Origin of the sequence: Vagococcus fessus (assembly GCF_003987565.1) — a bacterium.
GTDB lineage: Bacteria > Bacillota > Bacilli > Lactobacillales > Vagococcaceae > Vagococcus_D > Vagococcus_D fessus.
In genome coordinates this window covers 495261-511803 of record NZ_NGJY01000002.1, presented here as the reverse complement: position 1 = coordinate 511803, position 16543 = coordinate 495261, and the positions used below count along the sequence as shown (strand labels likewise).

Sequence of the window (16543 nt, the reverse complement as noted above, 5' to 3'; positions counted from 1 at the left end):
CGTTGACAATATAGGGTAGTGTTTTTATACTAAAAGAACGTATTATGTTTAACGTGTCTATTATACTTTTCTTTTAGGAGGTTATGGGAATCAAAAAAATAAAAAGACTAATATTGTGTTTAGCAAGCGTTGGGATTTTGACTGGTGTAATTAAGCAAGTTTCAGCCGAAGAATTGTTGGAACAAGAAGATATAGTAGCAAGTTCCTCAGAAATTATCGACACTGAACAGGACTCAAGCGAGTCAGTTGAAAGCCCTATTTTGAAGGGGAAAATTGAGGTGAGGCAGAGTGAAGTTGAATCTTCAACTACTGAATTAGAAAATAGTCGTAAGGATAAGGTTGATCATGAGAAACATCAAAATGGAATAAAAGAGTTTGCTAAAAGCCTTATTCATGAACATTTTATTAATAAGGAAGGTTCAAAAGAGTTAGTTTTAGGTGGTTTGGAACCTTTTATGCAAAGCTCACTTCAAGATAAACGAATCGTCTTTACGCCACAGACGCAAGCTCAAACGTTTCGTTTACCGGTAAGGCTAGGATATGACCTATCACAGCTTCAAACTGATTTACCTAAAAATAAATGGGGAGATGCAGGTCGATTCACTATTCATCCTTCCACTGGAAATATGTCTATCGTTATAGTTGGAGATAAGAATGTATACCCTGAAAATGAAAAGTTAGTGGTTGCTATTGATGAAGATAGTTTAGCAAGCAGTCCTCTGTCGACTTTTAATTTAATTGTAAATGGTCAACCTGTAGGGCCAGCAAGTGATTATTTTGATTTGTCAGTTGCACCAGTTCAAGAGGACGCGACACAAGCTGACTTTACACTAACGATTAAAAAAGAAGGGTTGAAACTTAAAGGTGAACAATTGGGATTATCGTTCCAATTACCAGCCTACACCCGGTTTGATGCAACCTATTCGGGTTATCCGTTTTCTATAACGAAAGATAACTCTGTCGATAATGTAAGGTTGACAATTCCTCTTCAAATCGATGCGGAGGAACCCATAGTAGAAATTGATAATGCAACATTAAATCATATTGTCGATTTGAAAACACCTGGAAGTGATAGGACATCATCAGTTGCATCAGGAGTGTCGAATTTGACAGTAAAGAATGCTCAAACAGCTGGTTATCAACTTGTTGTAAAGCGGAGTGAACAGGTAACGGCGGCTACTTTTATGGCGGATAAGTTGTTCTATCGAGACCAACTCTTGACAACGGAGTCCCTTCAAAATATTTGTCAAACAGGGATGGGGCAATCGGAAGTAGTTTTACCATTACATGAATTGTTACAATTCCGAGGGTTGTCAAATGAGGATTTGGTAACGATTTACGATGGAAAAAATAGTGTTGCGTTGGATTGGATTATTCAGTCAAATACGGATAGTCTAACTTCTGCCGAGAGCTTATAGGGAGGGTGAAGATGAAGAAAATAGCAGTAGGATTAAGTGTGCTTTTTTTAATGAGTTTGAGTCCTTTAAAGGTAGTTGGTTCGGCAATGACATCAGTTAATCAAGTTGAAATCAATTTAGGAAAATGGGAACCTAGCGAAGAGCATCCGCCTAGTTTTCCAAAACCTCCAGCAGGTGAAAGTGTGATTGAGACAACTGAGGTTAAGAAAACAGAACAAAAAAAGTTGCCTCAAACGGATGAAAAAGTAGAATTTGGCTATGTATTAGTCGGATGTATAGTGATAGTAGTGGCTAGTATAGCCGTTTATTATAAGAAAGTAAAACATAAAAAGTTAACTTAAAAGGAGAATAATGATATGAAAAAGACAGTTTTTGGGATGGCATTGGTAGCCACAGCAGTTTTAGGTAATGTAGCATTGGCAGAGGAAAATGTGCCGTCAACAACGGGGTCAACTAATACAGTAAGTATCGTGCCTGGTGATGGTGCTGCTAAGATTACAGCTGCGCCAAGTTATGATTTTGGTGAAATCAAACCAGAAGATATAAAAAAAGGTTCTAAAGAAGTAACGGTAAATGATTCATCTGATGGTAAAACATTAGATTTTACAAATGATACATTTAAAGATATCACAATTTCAGTTACAGCAAGTGATCTAGTAAAAGATACAATGATTACAAAATTTGATGTTACTTACACAGGTGGAACGGAAGTCATGGAGAACCCTTCAACTTTTACCGAAAAAAATGCAGTTTCAATTGAAGAGTTTAAAGTGGTATCAGATAGTAAGGCTGTAACACAGTTAGTTATTGGAAATGCTGCAGCTTTAGGCGACCACAAAATAGCATTTACAAGTGCGACAGCTAATCTTGAATTTGATGAATCAAAAGCATCAGCTACTGCCCAACGTGAGTTTAATCAAAGTGTAACATGGACATTGGGTGAAAATGGCGAACAAAAAGTAGCTGAAAATACGTTATAAAAAAAGACTCTTAGGAGTCTTTTTTCATGTAAAGGAGAAAAGTAAATGAAACGATTACTAGTGGTAATAATAGGAGTATTCGGGTTGATAGGAGGCGTCTCAGAGGCTGCTGATTTTAACGTCCAGCTGCTTCATCCCGCTGAACAAAAAGATACGAGTGTAGGCTATCTGGATATTCCTGCTATAAAAGGTGAGATCATTACCTATCAAGTCAAGGTGAAAAATAATGAAGAAGAGGCTATCAAATTGGGTGTGACATTAACAAATGCCAATAGTTCTACTAATGGTGTAATTGATTATGGATTTAGCCGATCAATTAGCCAATCTACTCAAGCCCCATTTGATATAACGAAAGTTATTCATTCTGATTTAAAAGAAGAAGAACTTAGATTAGAATCAGGGGAAGAGCGTCTTATTAATTATACAGTGTCGATACCAGAAGTATTTAAAGGAGTTATGGCCGGGGGGATAAATGTTAAAGAGCTACCAGATGACACTCAACAAGGAGTGGTCAATCTAATACAGCGTACGATTTCAATTTTCTTACATGGTGAAGAGATTGAGAATCGTAAAGAATTGACACTTGATGAAGCAGCTATAAGGATGGTTAATGGTAGACCAATGCTTTCGGTAACATTAGATAATGCTAATGGTTTATTTATTAAATCGTTTGATATGTCAGCACGTATTAAGTCAAACGAGCATGATACATGTGTAAAAAGTATTCCTTTAACGGAGGAACAGTTATATAATGTTGCGCCGTATACTAAAACAACTTTAGAACTTCCTTTAGATGAAGAGGAGATGAAAAATTTAGAACAAGGCGTCCATCCTGTTGAATTAAGAGTTGCGACCGAGAAGAATAAGTGGACGTTTAACACTAAAATAACAGTTCAGGATAGTTTACCTAAAGCAATAGCTGAAGAAGAAAAACGTAAAGAAGTCAAAGAGCCAATAGACAAGAAGCTGTTAGCAATTATTACTTTAGCAGTGTTAGTAGTAGTTCTGTTAGTCATTCTTTTTATTAAAGGAAGAAATAACAACAAGAAGTAAACTTCCTATTGAAGGAAAAAGTATTTATCATATAGTTTAAAAGGAAAAATAAAAAAGGAGTAGCTACCTACTCCTTTTTAGACTATCTAATGATATAACGCTATTTGTTCAACTGAGTTATTAATTTATAGATAGTAATTTTCAAATTCCATAATTCGTTTACTATAAACTCGTGTTATTAGGGACAGTAGATTTTCTAATTCCGTTACAGAGTTCGTATCTGTAAATGTAAATAGCTCGATAGAATCAGATATATTAGGGATATAATCAGTAACAAGTATATCTGATTCCATTGTATTGAAAGAAAAAATAAGAATGTTTTCCGAAAAAATATGACGAAGACGAGTTTGCAAGAACTGTTCAAAAGAAAGTCTATAAATAAAATCAAAACAGATTGTGAGAGAAGCTTTTCGATAATTTCTAATTGCCGAATAACTAGAATCGATAAATAGATTTTTATTAGAAAGGATATCAATTTGATTTCTTATAGCAAGATTTGAAAAATTATTTGGTTTTTCAAAGTAGTTTTTCAAGGCTAAATAACCAGGTTGTATATTCTTGTTATTATAAAGAGCGTGTTCATCAGTTAATTTGAATAACGATTTAATATCAAAACCAAATAAGCGTATATAAATCAAGTGAAGATGAGCATTATAAATAAATTCGTAGTAATCATAGTTACTAACACTCATGGGTGAAAAAAAAGTAGAAATAAGATTGTCTACTAAAAGTTTAGCATCTTTTGCAAGTTCGGTTTGTGATTCAGATAATCTTAGACCAATTTTATTCTTTGTATTTTTAGTTTCGAATTGAGTTGAATTGAGACGGATAAGTAGATTAATTAGTAAACGTACATCGGATGAGATAGTGATTGTTTCTGTTGAGGGCATAAGGAAGTCGGACTCGGAAGTAATAATACTCAAGCTGTCTCTTGATTCTGAATCAGTAATTTTAATAGTGTTTAAAGTAGTACAGCATTTTTTTAATACTCGATGTAATTCTTCTACACGAGCAAGATGACTGTCAGTTAGATTAAGGGTCTTATAGTTTGGAATGAGCACGTCAAGTTCAGGAAAAGAGTGCGTACAGTGGTAAGGTAAATTATCTATTTTACTCAAATATTGGCGAATTAGAAATTCGAGATAGAGGATGTTCAATTCATTTCCCTTAAAAAAAATCACATTATTTTTCTGACGAATTTGGACGTTAGTAATAGAAAGATAATTATTAATTTGTTTGATTACTTTATTAAAGTAGCTAGAAGAAATGTTTAAAGAATGTATTAAAGCAGCAGTGTTCTGTTCAGCTTTAAGTAGTAAAGCTTTAAGAGTCTGGTAGACAGTTGACTCATGTAAATAACTTATCAGAATATGATGGAACAAGGTGTGAGTAAATGTTGAAGGGGCACTGGACAAAAATATTTTTTCAGAAGTGGTTTCTATAGTAATAGATTTTGAAGTATCAAAATTACTGAGAGCAGCATTAATATTTCTAATATACCGATTCAAAGTAGATAAAGTTATTTTGTGATTGAGTTCAAGATTAATTTTAGTAATTTCTTGATCTTTTAATAGAGCTTCCATAATAAGAACTTGTTTGTATTCATTTTTTTTCAACAATAATTCCAGCATATTTTTATCCTCCAATTTCATAGTGTAACACTATTATAGTAGGTATATCTTCGATTAGGCGCTTCAGAAATATCTGCAGAGAATCACAATCATATAATGAACAATAATCTAGTTATTAGGGGGAATTAAAAAACATTTCAATAAGAGTGCTGTTATTTCTATTTCAGCTATGATACGCTTATTAAATAACAAATGGAGGGTTTTAAAAAATGAAAAAGTATATTCTAGTTATAATGAGTATTATCATGGTAACGGTACTAAGCGCCTGCACAAGTGATGCAACACCAAATGATTTAATGGAAAATGAGTGGCATTCAACGATAAACAATGATGGAATTGATTTAGAGGTTCAGTTTTCTTTTAAAGAAGATAAGGTTAAAATAACACCAGAGCTTAAATCGATAGATATGGATAAAATGCCAGCTGATGCTAAAACGTTAGGAAAAGAATTTGCAGAATCAATGGCTAAAACGATTGTGTCGCAGTTGAAAACAACAGCCGACTATTCACTAAAAGAAGGAAAGATTTCAATAGCTGAAGAAAGTTTGGGGATTGATGGGCGTTATCCAATAAAAAAAGAGGGTGAAAATATGATTATTGAATCGGAAGGTCAGCGATTAGTATTAGAACCCATAAAAAAATAAAAAAGCTAAAAAGCTTTTTTATTTCAAGGAATGTGAAAATTTGTAAAAAATAACATTTTACAAATGATAAAACGAGTGCTATGATAAAGATAAGAATAAGAGGAGGTCATACATTATGACATTAGCAAGTTATTTAGATCACACAATTTTAGCAGCAGCAGCAACAGAGGCTGACGTAGACCGCGTTACAGCTGAAGCAAAAGAACATGGATTTGCAACAGTAATGGTTAATCCTTACTGGGTATCTCGCGTAGCTAAAGCTTTAGAAGGTACAGATGTTAAACCTGCATGTGTTATTGGTTTCCCTCTAGGGGCTAACACAACAGCAATCAAAGTAGCAGAAGCTAAACAAGCAATTGAAGATGGTGTTGAAGAATTAGACATGGTTATCAACATCGGCGAATTAAAAGGGAAAAATTACGATGCCGTTCAAAATGATATCAATGCAGTTGTTGAAGTATCACATGCTTCAAATAAATTAGTTAAAGTTATCATCGAAACAGCCTTACTTACAGACGAAGAAATTGCTAAAGCAAGTGAATTAGTAATGAACTCAGGAGCAGAATTCGTTAAAACATCTACTGGTTTCTCAACAAGTGGTGCTAAATTAGAAGACGTTAAATTAATGAAAGCAACTGTTGGCGATAAAACAGAAGTTAAAGCTTCAGGTGGGATTCATAATGCTGAAGAAGCAAATGCATTCATCGAAGCTGGCGCAACTCGTTTAGGTACAAGCGCAAGTATCAAAATTATTGGAAAATAGTTTGAAAAAGTGAGAGGCATAGCGCCTCTCTTTTTTTTGCTTTAAGGCTTATATGCTATAATAAAAACGAGAGAAATAAGAGGAGGGATCGTTTGACGAACGCATCTAAAAAGAAAATACAACAAGCGGTTCAAGTAGCTAAATATTATTACCAGAGTAATTTAGATCAAAGTGAAATAGCGAAAGAAATGTCATTATCAAGACCGACTGTTTCGCGTTTATTACAGTTTTCTAAAGACGAAGGATATGTTCAGATTAACATTATTGACCCTTATGATGACTCCAAACAATTAGAAGAGCAATTAAAAGAAAAGTATGGTTTAAAAAAAGTAGTGATTGCCTATAGTCATTCGACAAATGAGGGAAATATTCTTCAAAATATTGGACAAAAAGCTGCGGAGTATATACAAGAAATAGCGATAAATGATGCGATTATTGGGGTTGGTTTTGGTAAGACGATGTATGCTGTGGCAAAAGAATTGAAGGAACAACCTATAGAGAACACTAAAATTGTCCAATTAAAAGGTGGGGAATCACATGCCTCTATCACTAATTATTCTCATGAAGTGATGAGTCTATTTACTCAAGCCTTTCATGCGAAGTCTGAAATTTTGCCTTTACCTGTTATTTTTGAACAACAGGAAACAAAAGAGTTAGTGATGAGTGAAAGCCATATTAAGTATTTGATGGATGAAGGACGAAAAGCGAATATTGCAGTCTTTACAGTAGGAAGTGTGGAAAATAACGCGATGTTGTTTCAGTTGAATTATTTTGATGAAGAAGAAGTGACCGCGATTCAATCAACAGCTGTTGGAGATATTTTATCCCGCTTTATTACAGCAGATGGTAGTATTGCGAATGAAGAAATTAATAATAGAACAATAGGGATTGAATTATCAGAGTTAAAAGATAAAGCTGATACTATTTTAGTAGCGGGTGGCAAACACAAAGTAGCTCCCATACATGCAGCGCTTGTAGGAGGGTTTGCTAATACGCTAGTGACAGATATACATACAGCAACAGATTTGGTGAAACGTTTGTAATGTTAGGTGTTAAGTGTGGAGACTTAACAAGTTGTAATCAAAAGTTTGATAGAATAGGGTAGCTTTACCATAAGGAGAACAGAAATGACGAAGAAAAAAATAACAATTAAAGATGTGGCCAAACATTCTGGAATGTCGATTGCGACAGTTTCTCAGATTTTAAATGGTAAAGAAAGCAGCTTTAATCCTGATACAGTGAAAAAAGTAATGGCATCTAGAGATGAATTAAATTATAAACCTAATTATTTTGCCCAAAGTATGATTGGTAAAAAAAGTAAAACAATTGGTGTATTAGTACCAGATATTACTAATCCATTCTTTTCTAATTTGATTAGGGGGATTGAAAGTGTCTTGTATGATAAAAATTTTATTACCATGTTGTGTAATGCTGATTTAGATGAAGAAAAAGAAAATGAGTATTTAGAAGAATTGAGTAGACGTGGTGTTGATGGTTTTATTATTGCGAGTTCGGCTATTTCAAACAAGGCTATTAGAGAAAATTTAGAGATGAAAAACTTACCATTTATCGTACTTGATCAGAAGAAAGCGGAAGGACTATCAGATGCTGTTTTTACCGATGATTTTTTAGGTGGTCAGTTAGCTGCGACACATCTTAAAGAGTTAGGGCATGAAAAAGTAGCAGTTGTGATGCCTGTTAGAGCAACAGCTAACATTAAAAATCGTTTAGAAGGTTTCCGTTCTATTTATCAAACTAATTTAGTTGTAGTGGATACTGAATTATCAAAATCAGGTGGTCGAGAGGCGGTTGATCGTATTCTAATGACCGATGTAACGGGGATTTTTGCGATAAATGATGAGATAGCTTTCGGGCTTTATTTTGGTTTAGGTGAAAAAGGGAAAAGTATACCTGACGATTATAGTATTATTGGTTATGATAATGTAGATATGTGCGAATATGTTTCGCCTAAGCTGACAACAATTGCCCAACCTATTGTAGAATTGGGAAAAGTGACGGCAGAAATTTTACTTGAGAGAATTGAAACACCGGATAAAGAACGGGTGGAAAAAACACTACCTGTAAAATTAATAAAAAGATTTTCAACAACACACTTGAAATAGCTTTCATTGTGTGTTATCTTTTTATTGTCCTATTAAAACGTTTTAATAATAAATAAAAGCGTTTTATATATTTTTAGGAAGAAATTAAAACGTTTTAATTTTTTAAACCTTAAATAAAAGCGTTTTATATATTTTTTTCAACCTAATTAAAACGTTTTAATAACAAGAAGAATACTTAACTTATTTAAAAGAAAAAAATACTAAGGAGTGGTTTAAATGAATACGATTACAATTATTGGGAGTATTAACCTAGACACAACATTACGAGTGAAAGACATGCCAAAACCTGGTGAAACAATCCATGCTATTGAACATTTCACAGCTGGTGGCGGAAAAGGAGCTAACCAAGCGGTAGCTGCTAAGCGTTCAGATGCGAATACTTTCTTTATCGGTGCTGTTGGTAACGATGGAGCGGGTTCAATGATGACAGATTTAATGTCTCAAGAAGAAATTGACATGACAGGTGTTACACCTTTAGATAATGAATCAACTGGTCAAGCTTTTATCATGGTAGATAACCACGGTGAAAACAGTATCATGATTTACTCAGGAGCTAACAATACATTTACTCCAGAACATGTTGAAAAAAGTAGTGATTTAATTAAAAATAGTGATTTCGTTATTGCACAATTTGAAAGTGCGATCGATAGTACGATTGAAGCTTTCAAAATTGCGCGTGCTAATGGTGTTAAAACAATTCTTAACCCAGCGCCAGCACTAGAAAATGTCCCAGAAGAACTATTAAAAGTAACAGATATGATTATTCCTAATGAAACAGAGACAGAAATTTTAACAGGAATTGAAGTAACTGATGAAGCCTCATTAAAAGAATCAGCTGATCATTTACATGGTTTAGGAATCGAAGCCGTTATCATTACAATTGGTAGCAAAGGTGCTTTCTTCGATGTGAATGGAAAAAATGGTATCGTACCAGCCTTCAAAGTTAAAGCAGTTGATACAACAGCAGCAGGTGATACATTCATCGGTGCTATGAGTAGTATTTTAAAACCAGACTTCTCTAATTTAGAAGAAGCAATTCTTTACGGTAACAAAGCATCATCATTAACGGTTCAACGTTTTGGTGCACAACCGTCTATTCCATTCAAAAAAGAATTAGTTTAAATCACTTATAAAGGGGAAATTTAAAATGAAAAAAACAAAAGTAATCAATTCAGATATTTCACGCGTTATCTCTCAAATGGGTCATTTCGATAAATTAAGTATTGGAGATGCTGGTATGCCAGTTCCAATGAACGTTGAAAAAATCGATTTAGCAGTCACTCATGGTTTACCGACATTTATGGATGTTTTAAAAAATGTCTTAGAAGAACTAGAAGTACAACGTATTTTCTTAGCAGAAGAAATCAAAACAGCAAACCCAACAGTTTTAGCTGAAATTAAGGAAACATTACCAGATACAGAAATCGTCTTTTATCCTCATGAAGACATGAAAAAAGATTTAAATAATTGTCACGCCTTCATCAGAACTGGTGAAGTAACGCCATATGCAAATATTGTGTTAGAAAGTAATGTTGTTTTCTAAATCAATTAAATCTATATTATAGAAGAAACACGTCAACAGAATGAGACTTATAATAAAAAAATAGGAGTGACACAAATGAACGTTACAGCATTATTAATTGGCTTAGGGCCACTATTAGGTTGGGGTTTATATCCAACTATTGCTTCAAAAATTGGTGGAAGACCTGTTAACCAAATTTTAGGGTCAACATTAGGAACATTTATCTTTGCTTTGATTTTTGCAATGGTAAAAGGTATTGGTTTAGCGAGTGGCATGGATTTAGTTTTTGCTATTTTATCTGGTGTGGGTTGGGCATCTGCTCAAATCATTACCTTCAAATCATTCGGTATGATCGGTTCATCTCGTGCGATGCCAATCACAACAGCTTTCCAATTATTAGGAGCATCACTATGGGGCGTTATTGCATTAGGTAACTGGCCTGGTGTAACAGCTAAAGTTCTTGGTGGTTTAGCATTAGTCTTAATCGTTATTGGTGCAGCACTAACTGTATGGTCAGAAGAAAAAAGTGAAGAAAACGCATCTGTTCTTAAGAAAGCAGTTATTTACTTAGCAATTGGGGAAATTGGTTACTGGGCATACTCAGCAGCTCCTCAAGCAACAAACTTGGATGGTATGCAATCATTCTTACCACAAGCAATAGGTATGTTATTAGTAGCTGTCATTTATGCAGCATTCTTATCAACTAAAGAGAAATCAGCTTTCACTGAAGCTGTTTCTTACAAACATATTTTCTCAGGATTCTTCTTTGCTTTTGCAGCATTAACATATTTAATTTCTGCACAACCAGATATGAATGGTTTAGCAACAGGATTTATCTTATCACAAACATCTGTTATTCTAGCAACACTTACAGGTATTTGGTTCTTAGGTCAAAAGAAAACACCAAAAGAAATGCGTGTAACAATGTTAGGTTTAGTTTTAATTATTGTCGCAGCAACAGTAACTGTTTTAATATAAGAAAAAGCACTCGATAAATCGAGTGCTTTTTTTTGTATTAAAACAGGTAAAAGAGTATGAATTTAATGTCACTATCATTTTTTTTATTTTTTTATTCAATTTAACCGGTCAAAAAAAAGAAAAAGTCTAAAGGAGGAAATTGGAAGAAAAAAACCAGATAACAGGATGTAATTAATCATATTTTATCTGTATGTCTTTTATAAAACAGGAGCAGTATTTTTTTTCAGACTGTATCGTCAGAAAGCGAATAGAATAGCTAAGATAATGGATGTTATTCGACTAAATTGTTCTGTTTCTTAAATATTTTAAAATAACAAACATGCTAAAATGATGCATGTTGGCTCAGTGAACAGTAGATTTCTTTTATGAATGACTTATAACAGTTCTATACTAAAGGCTGTATTAGTAAGCTTTAGCAGCAGAATTTCTATTTAATCACGTTGAGCAGACAAGACTGAATATAGTCACAATTATTTTAAGAAAGGAGTGAAGAAGTGAAGAAATTTATTTGTTTGATGTCTGTAGCGATTGTAATGGGTGCTCCTCTGAGTGCTGTAGCTGTAACAACGGTAAACATAGAGAAGCAACATGATGTAGAAGATCAAGAGAGAAGTAAAGAACATAAGGCTTATATGGTATTTACGTTAGATTATTTACTGAAATTAAAAGAGATTACTGATGAACAAAAAGAGTATGTTCAACAAGCTAAATTTAATTTGGAGCAGTTATCAGTTAATGATAACGCACATTTTGAGAGTTTTTCTGTAAAATTTTCAGTTTTAATGGAAGGTTTAACTAAAGAACATCCCTATTTGATAAAGTCATTAAATCAGTTATATGACAAACAAAAACACTCTGATGAAACTAAATCAACGTGGCATACAGAAACAGAAGAAAGTTTGGCTTTATCAAGTACAGAGTTAAAAGAGTCTGTTTTGAAAGAGACAACAAGCCCTAATATCAGTGAGTCACACTCTTCTGAATTTAGTGAAGCAGAAGAGCCTGTAGAAATATTTCCTTCAGAAGAAATATCTGACACTGGTGAGACCTCAAAAGTTGAGAAAGAGATTGAACAGTCAACTGAAACGCCTACAGAAGAAAAAGTTGTAATCACGGACAATGAGGATGATTTTTTATTGGATGGTGAGCTTACAGAAGCAGGACTCGAAGATTTAGCTACTGAAGGTGTAATTGACCGAGATAATGATGAAAAAGAATATTCAGCTGAAGTTTTCAAAAAAACACCTGAGAAACCCACAGATGAAATAATAAAAAGTGCACCCAAAGGTTTGGCTTTGGATGATATATTCGCTGTAGAAGATAAACAAGGTGACACCTATATTGAAAAAGTTAAAGATACTGATACAGATATCGTTTTTATTACGGATAAGGAAAAGAATAATGGGAAAAATCAAGTTGGAGCAATCTGGGCAACAGATAAGATGAAAATTGATTTAGAAAATGATTTTGAAGCAGAGATGAGTTTATATCTAGGCGGAAATGGTGCTGATGCAGGAGATGGCATGGCTTTTGTTCTACAAAATGATGATGTTCAAGGGACTAAGGCTATTGGTCACGGTGGCGCTGGTTTGGGTGTATATGGCAATCCTAATGCAACCTTAGAAAAATTTAAAAAAGGGTCTATACAAAATAGTTTTGTTGTAGAATTCGATACACATGAAAATGGCTCTACGCTAGATAAACGGGTGTCAAGACATAAAATTGAAACTAAGAACATACTAGGTGGACTATTGTCTACAGGATATAAAACTTACTATAACCGTCAAAGTAAACAACATATAGGTGCTACGTACCCAGCTTTTGATAGGAAAAATGGGTTAACAACGGAAGATCAAAATTTTTATCCAGATGTTCCTAAAATGAAATATCCAGCAGGGAGCTCAAAGAATAGTGATCCAACAAAAAAGAATAAGAAAGACGGTTTGTTAGGAGAACGAAATTGGATTGCAAATAGATTTAAGAGTGATAGACGACCACTTTTTTCTTATACAAGTTGGTTCAATAAATACCCTATTATTAATCATGATGTGATGTTCAGTTCTAAATCATTATTTGATGGAACAAAGCAAAATTTATCAAATGGTAAATGGCATGACTTTAAAGTGAAGTACTTAACACCCCAAAAGCATCCAGATAAAAAAGATGCAGGGATGTTAGAGCTAAGCTTTGATGGTAAAGTTGTAAAAACAGTCCGACGTTTAGACTTAGATGCTTTAAACATCGAAGGTAGCTCGAAGAAAAAAGAAGTACGTTGGGGATTTACTGGTGCAACTGGGAAAAAAGGCTCGACACAGGCAGTTGTTTTCAAGCAGGTTCCTGATTTAATAGAGATCGAGCATGAAGAAGATATTCTTGATGATTCAGGGCAGTCTATCTATTCAGATGGTGATAAAACGAAGGTACCTGAAGTGGTTCCTGGTGGACAATTGACGTATAAAAATTCTGTCAAATATGTATCAGGTAAACAACAATGGTTAAATCCCTCTATTGTTTCGCCATTGTCTGATTACTTCTCCTATGTTAAAAATTCTTATGAATTATCATACGATAATGGGAAAACGTGGACTAAATTATCTGATAAAAACTTAATTGTATCTACTTATCAGCTTATTGCTAAACTACCTAAAACTATAACAGCAGAAGGTCCAGATAAAGTAATATCTAGATTTAAGGTTGATATAGAACCTACAGATACAGATATAGTAGTTTCGGGTAATACACGTTATTACGGAAGTAACGACAGTTTTTGGGGAGATAAGCTGGCATATAAAATATTAGCGAGTACGATGAAAGCGGACATGATAATTACAGGTGATTTAACAGACTCGGATAAGGTTGAAAGTAACCGAAAAGTCAAAGGTGAAATCAAAAATATTGAAGAGCCTTATCAAAATCTTCCTTTAGAAGTTAAGCTTTCAGGAGATCCTGCTGTGGATGGAAAAGTCGTAGAAGTGACTGAGGGAGAGGATGGTTCGAAATTATTTGAGTTTGTATCAAAGGATAAAACTTTTACAGCTTCGAATAGAATTAGAGCAAAATTAGTCCCTAAAAAAGCTGATAAAGAGGAGATTGTATCTGTAGCGTCTAAAGAAGTAATGGATAAAACTGCACCAACCGGTGAGGCTGAGGATTTAATTACAACATTTGTAAGGACGTCTAAAGAAGTTGAGGCAATCGAGTTAGATCCCTACATGTTCGTAAATGACTTAGATGATACCAATCCAATTGTTAAGTTAGATGATATCGTTGTTTCTTTTGTGGATGAAAAACAATTGAAAAAAGATTTGCAAAAAGTATCAGAAGGCGTACCTTATAAAGTTAAGTTAAGGTTAGAGGATCCTGCAGGAAATATAAATGAATCAATAGAAACAGACCTTAAGGTTGTGGATGAAGATGATCGTGTCGATCTTATAGCAGATGATGAAGTAACTGTTAAAAGTGCTGACATTGGTGATACGGAAAAAATTCAACTCAATCCTGATGAATCGGTTATAACGCAAGTGTTAACTGAGGAAGGCCATTGGGATGCAATATTCCGTGAAGAAGATTTAACAGAAACTTCAATAGCTGAATTTATAAAGCCGGATTATGATAAGTTGGATTATTTACCCGGTTCATATGATGTGATGTTGACATTAGAGTACACAGAATCACAAGAAGGTGAAGAGGAAGAAGAAGATAGCCTTGGTCATGGAAATAGATGGGGAATGCATCTGAAATTCTTGAAACCTAAAGAAGCTGAACTTGCTAGAGCGCAAGGGGAAACAGTGTATAAAAAGAATAAAATGGTCAAAGTACATGTAATTGATGGTGAACTAAGTTTAGGTGTTGAAGGAGAATTATCGTACAAAGGCTTACTACAATCAAAAGCAGAACAACTAAAACCACTAAATGAATTTAATTTATCTGTTAAGGACGATCGTTATATTCAAAAGGGGTGGGAATTAACTGTTAAAAATAGTAAATTTTTGGAAAATGAAACAAAACTAAAAGATGAGCTACCTTTAAATCTATTATTAGTCGATAAGGAAGGGAATGCCCTTTCCAATCTTACGACATCAGAACAAACCATTAAAACAGGTGATGAAAAAGAATTAGAACTTCCTTTAGGTAAGGGAGAAGAAAATGAGCAACGTTTAGAAACAGCTGTAGGAGCATCAAGTCATTCTTGGGCAACCGCCAATGATACGTTTACCTCAGAATTAACATGGAATATCAGACCAGAAGATAAAGTGTTGACTACTGTCGTAGAAAAACTTTCTGTAAAGAAAGGGGCTAACCTTTCATGATAATGAGACGAATAATGGTTAGTTTAGTATTGCTGTGTTGTTTGTTAGGAACAGCTTCACAAGCAGCAACCACAGTCGTTTCAACTGTGGACACTAAAACAGGAGTTAGATTCCATGGAGAAAATCCAAATAAATTAGGGCAAGATGTTGGTGATACACCGCATAAAGGCAAACTAGAAGGTTTAAACCATAAAGGAACTTTGCCTCAAACAGGAGAAGTGAAGACGTCATTTGTCTATAAAATAAGTGGTAGTTTGATTTTAGTGAGCGGAATAATAGCTTACTATTTTAATAAAAAAAATAAGGACGTGTCATAATATGAAAAAAATTCAATTTTTAGCAGTAACTACATTAGTATCAACTATTTTAGGTGGTGTTGCAGTTTCAGCAGCAGAACCAGGTAAAGGACCACAAGATTTAGATACAATAACACATGTAAAATTTATTCAAGATGATAATGGCGGAGAGGGCGGTGGAACAGTAGAACCTCCTAAAGGACCAGAGGGTGGCGGTGAAATCGAACCAGGACCGGGAGGAAATCAACCGTCAGAAAAAGCACCACTAATGATTAACTTTGCTCCTAATTTTGAATTTGGTGAAGTGAAAATCCAAGCTAAAACAATTGCTGTTCCAGCTGAAAGTCAAATCAAAGATGTAGACGGTAAAGATGTTGCTCATTTTGCAGAAGTATTAGATAACCGCGGAACACATGAAGGTTGGAATTTATCATTAACAACAACTGATTTTAAGAGTACTGAGGGAGAAGATGCGACAACATTAGATGATGCATCAATAAGCTTAACTAATGTGACGGCTAAAGGAGAATCAGAAGGACAAGCTAATGTGGAATCAACTCAAACAATTAATTTCCCACAAACAGATGTTACAGTAATGACTGCTGCTGCAAAAGCTGGAGAAGGTTCTTGGGCAGCTAACTTCGGATCAGCTGCAACATTAACAACAAATGAAGGTATAACAGTTAATCCAGACGTTCAATTAAATATTTCAGCTAAAGATATGGCAAAAGTTTCAGCAGTTGATTATACAGCAACATTAACATGGAACTTAACAGGAAATACAACAGCATCAGACGCAGCAACACCAGCAGTTTAAAAATTATA

Annotated in this window: 15 protein-coding genes; 14 read left to right on the top strand and 1 reads right to left on the bottom strand. The window is 34.2% G+C overall.

Features of this window, described 5'->3' with window-relative positions:
• Window positions 1-83: 83 nt before the first annotated feature.
• The 4 genes from CBF31_RS06720 to CBF31_RS06705 are packed head-to-tail and all read left to right on the top strand — an operon-like array spanning window position 84 to window position 3451.
• Window positions 84-1418, top strand: a complete 1335-nt coding sequence (locus CBF31_RS06720; protein WP_126831616.1) for a hypothetical protein — start codon at window positions 84-86, stop codon at window positions 1416-1418.
• An 11-nt stretch (window positions 1419-1429) separates the two neighbouring features.
• The gene (locus CBF31_RS06715; RefSeq protein ID WP_126831615.1) at window positions 1430-1759 is read left to right on the top strand and encodes an LPXTG cell wall anchor domain-containing protein; all 330 of its coding nucleotides are present in this window, start codon (window positions 1430-1432) and stop codon (window positions 1757-1759) included.
• Window positions 1760-1774: 15 nt separating this feature from the next.
• The gene (locus tag CBF31_RS06710) at window positions 1775-2398 is read left to right on the top strand and encodes a hypothetical protein (RefSeq protein ID WP_126831614.1); all 624 of its coding nucleotides are present in this window, start codon (window positions 1775-1777) and stop codon (window positions 2396-2398) included.
• 45 nt (window positions 2399-2443) lie between these two features.
• A complete protein-coding gene (locus CBF31_RS06705) occupies window positions 2444-3451 on the top strand; it encodes a WxL protein peptidoglycan domain-containing protein (protein WP_126831613.1) in 1008 nt (335 codons plus the stop codon).
• Between the two features lie 125 nt (window positions 3452-3576).
• Here CBF31_RS06705 and CBF31_RS06700 read toward each other — a convergent pair whose 3' ends face one another.
• The gene (locus tag CBF31_RS06700; protein ID WP_170167894.1) at window positions 3577-5082 is read right to left on the bottom strand and encodes a helix-turn-helix domain-containing protein; all 1506 of its coding nucleotides are present in this window, start codon (window positions 5080-5082) and stop codon (window positions 3577-3579) included.
• Between the two features lie 209 nt (window positions 5083-5291).
• Here CBF31_RS06700 and CBF31_RS06695 point away from each other — a divergent pair, with 209 nt between their 5' ends.
• The 10 genes from CBF31_RS06695 (at window position 5292) to CBF31_RS06650 (ending at window position 16535) form a co-directional block, all read left to right on the top strand.
• Entirely contained in the window at window positions 5292-5726 is a 435-nt protein-coding gene (locus tag CBF31_RS06695) for a hypothetical protein (RefSeq protein WP_126831611.1), read from the top strand.
• Between the two features lie 115 nt (window positions 5727-5841).
• Complete coding sequence (deoC, locus tag CBF31_RS06690) at window positions 5842-6489, top strand: deoxyribose-phosphate aldolase (protein WP_126831610.1); 648 nt, start codon at window positions 5842-5844, stop codon at window positions 6487-6489.
• Window positions 6490-6581: 92 nt separating this feature from the next.
• Window positions 6582-7532, top strand: a complete 951-nt coding sequence (locus CBF31_RS06685) for a sugar-binding transcriptional regulator (RefSeq protein ID WP_211330825.1) — start codon at window positions 6582-6584, stop codon at window positions 7530-7532.
• An 84-nt stretch (window positions 7533-7616) separates the two neighbouring features.
• The gene (gene rbsR, locus CBF31_RS06680) at window positions 7617-8612 is read left to right on the top strand and encodes a ribose utilization transcriptional repressor RbsR (RefSeq protein ID WP_126831609.1); all 996 of its coding nucleotides are present in this window, start codon (window positions 7617-7619) and stop codon (window positions 8610-8612) included.
• 216 nt (window positions 8613-8828) lie between these two features.
• Complete coding sequence (gene rbsK / locus CBF31_RS06675) at window positions 8829-9734, top strand: ribokinase (RefSeq protein WP_126831608.1); 906 nt, start codon at window positions 8829-8831, stop codon at window positions 9732-9734.
• A 25-nt stretch (window positions 9735-9759) separates the two neighbouring features.
• Window positions 9760-10155, top strand: a complete 396-nt coding sequence (gene rbsD, locus CBF31_RS06670) for a D-ribose pyranase (protein ID WP_126831607.1) — start codon at window positions 9760-9762, stop codon at window positions 10153-10155.
• Between the two features lie 75 nt (window positions 10156-10230).
• The gene (rbsU, locus tag CBF31_RS06665) at window positions 10231-11112 is read left to right on the top strand and encodes a ribose/proton symporter RbsU (RefSeq protein WP_126831606.1); all 882 of its coding nucleotides are present in this window, start codon (window positions 10231-10233) and stop codon (window positions 11110-11112) included.
• Between the two features lie 494 nt (window positions 11113-11606).
• Window positions 11607-15422 (top strand): lectin-like domain-containing protein, encoded by a 3816-nt coding sequence (locus CBF31_RS06660; protein WP_126831605.1) that lies wholly within the window; start codon window positions 11607-11609, stop codon window positions 15420-15422.
• The gene (locus tag CBF31_RS06655; protein ID WP_126831604.1) at window positions 15419-15739 is read left to right on the top strand and encodes an LPXTG cell wall anchor domain-containing protein; all 321 of its coding nucleotides are present in this window, start codon (window positions 15419-15421) and stop codon (window positions 15737-15739) included. The genes CBF31_RS06660 and CBF31_RS06655 overlap by 4 nt, the downstream gene beginning before the upstream one ends.
• 1 nt (window position 15740) lies before the next feature.
• Window positions 15741-16535: a WxL domain-containing protein gene (locus CBF31_RS06650; RefSeq protein ID WP_126831603.1), complete on the top strand. Its 795-nt coding sequence runs from the start codon at window positions 15741-15743 to the stop codon at window positions 16533-16535.
• Window positions 16536-16543 lie beyond the last annotated feature (8 nt).

Bases quoted from the DNA above. Each gene is read 5' to 3' on its own strand.
- rbsR (WP_126831609.1), top strand. From the start codon at position 7,617: ATGACGAAGAAAAAAATAACAATTAAAGATGTGGCCAAACATTCTGGA.
- CBF31_RS06720 (WP_126831616.1), top strand. From the start codon at position 84: ATGGGAATCAAAAAAATAAAAAGACTAATATTGTGTTTAGCAAGCGTT.
- rbsD (WP_126831607.1), top strand. From the start codon at position 9,760: ATGAAAAAAACAAAAGTAATCAATTCAGATATTTCACGCGTTATCTCT.
- deoC (WP_126831610.1), top strand. From the start codon at position 5,842: ATGACATTAGCAAGTTATTTAGATCACACAATTTTAGCAGCAGCAGCA.
- CBF31_RS06710 (WP_126831614.1), top strand. From the start codon at position 1,775: ATGAAAAAGACAGTTTTTGGGATGGCATTGGTAGCCACAGCAGTTTTA.
- rbsK (WP_126831608.1), top strand. From the start codon at position 8,829: ATGAATACGATTACAATTATTGGGAGTATTAACCTAGACACAACATTA.
- CBF31_RS06695 (WP_126831611.1), top strand. From the start codon at position 5,292: ATGAAAAAGTATATTCTAGTTATAATGAGTATTATCATGGTAACGGTA.
- rbsU (WP_126831606.1), top strand. From the start codon at position 10,231: ATGAACGTTACAGCATTATTAATTGGCTTAGGGCCACTATTAGGTTGG.
- CBF31_RS06715 (WP_126831615.1), top strand. From the start codon at position 1,430: ATGAAGAAAATAGCAGTAGGATTAAGTGTGCTTTTTTTAATGAGTTTG.
- CBF31_RS06650 (WP_126831603.1), top strand. From the start codon at position 15,741: ATGAAAAAAATTCAATTTTTAGCAGTAACTACATTAGTATCAACTATT.
- CBF31_RS06705 (WP_126831613.1), top strand. From the start codon at position 2,444: ATGAAACGATTACTAGTGGTAATAATAGGAGTATTCGGGTTGATAGGA.
- CBF31_RS06655 (WP_126831604.1), top strand. From the start codon at position 15,419: ATGATAATGAGACGAATAATGGTTAGTTTAGTATTGCTGTGTTGTTTG.
- CBF31_RS06700 (WP_170167894.1), bottom strand. From the start codon at position 5,082: ATGCTGGAATTATTGTTGAAAAAAAATGAATACAAACAAGTTCTTATT.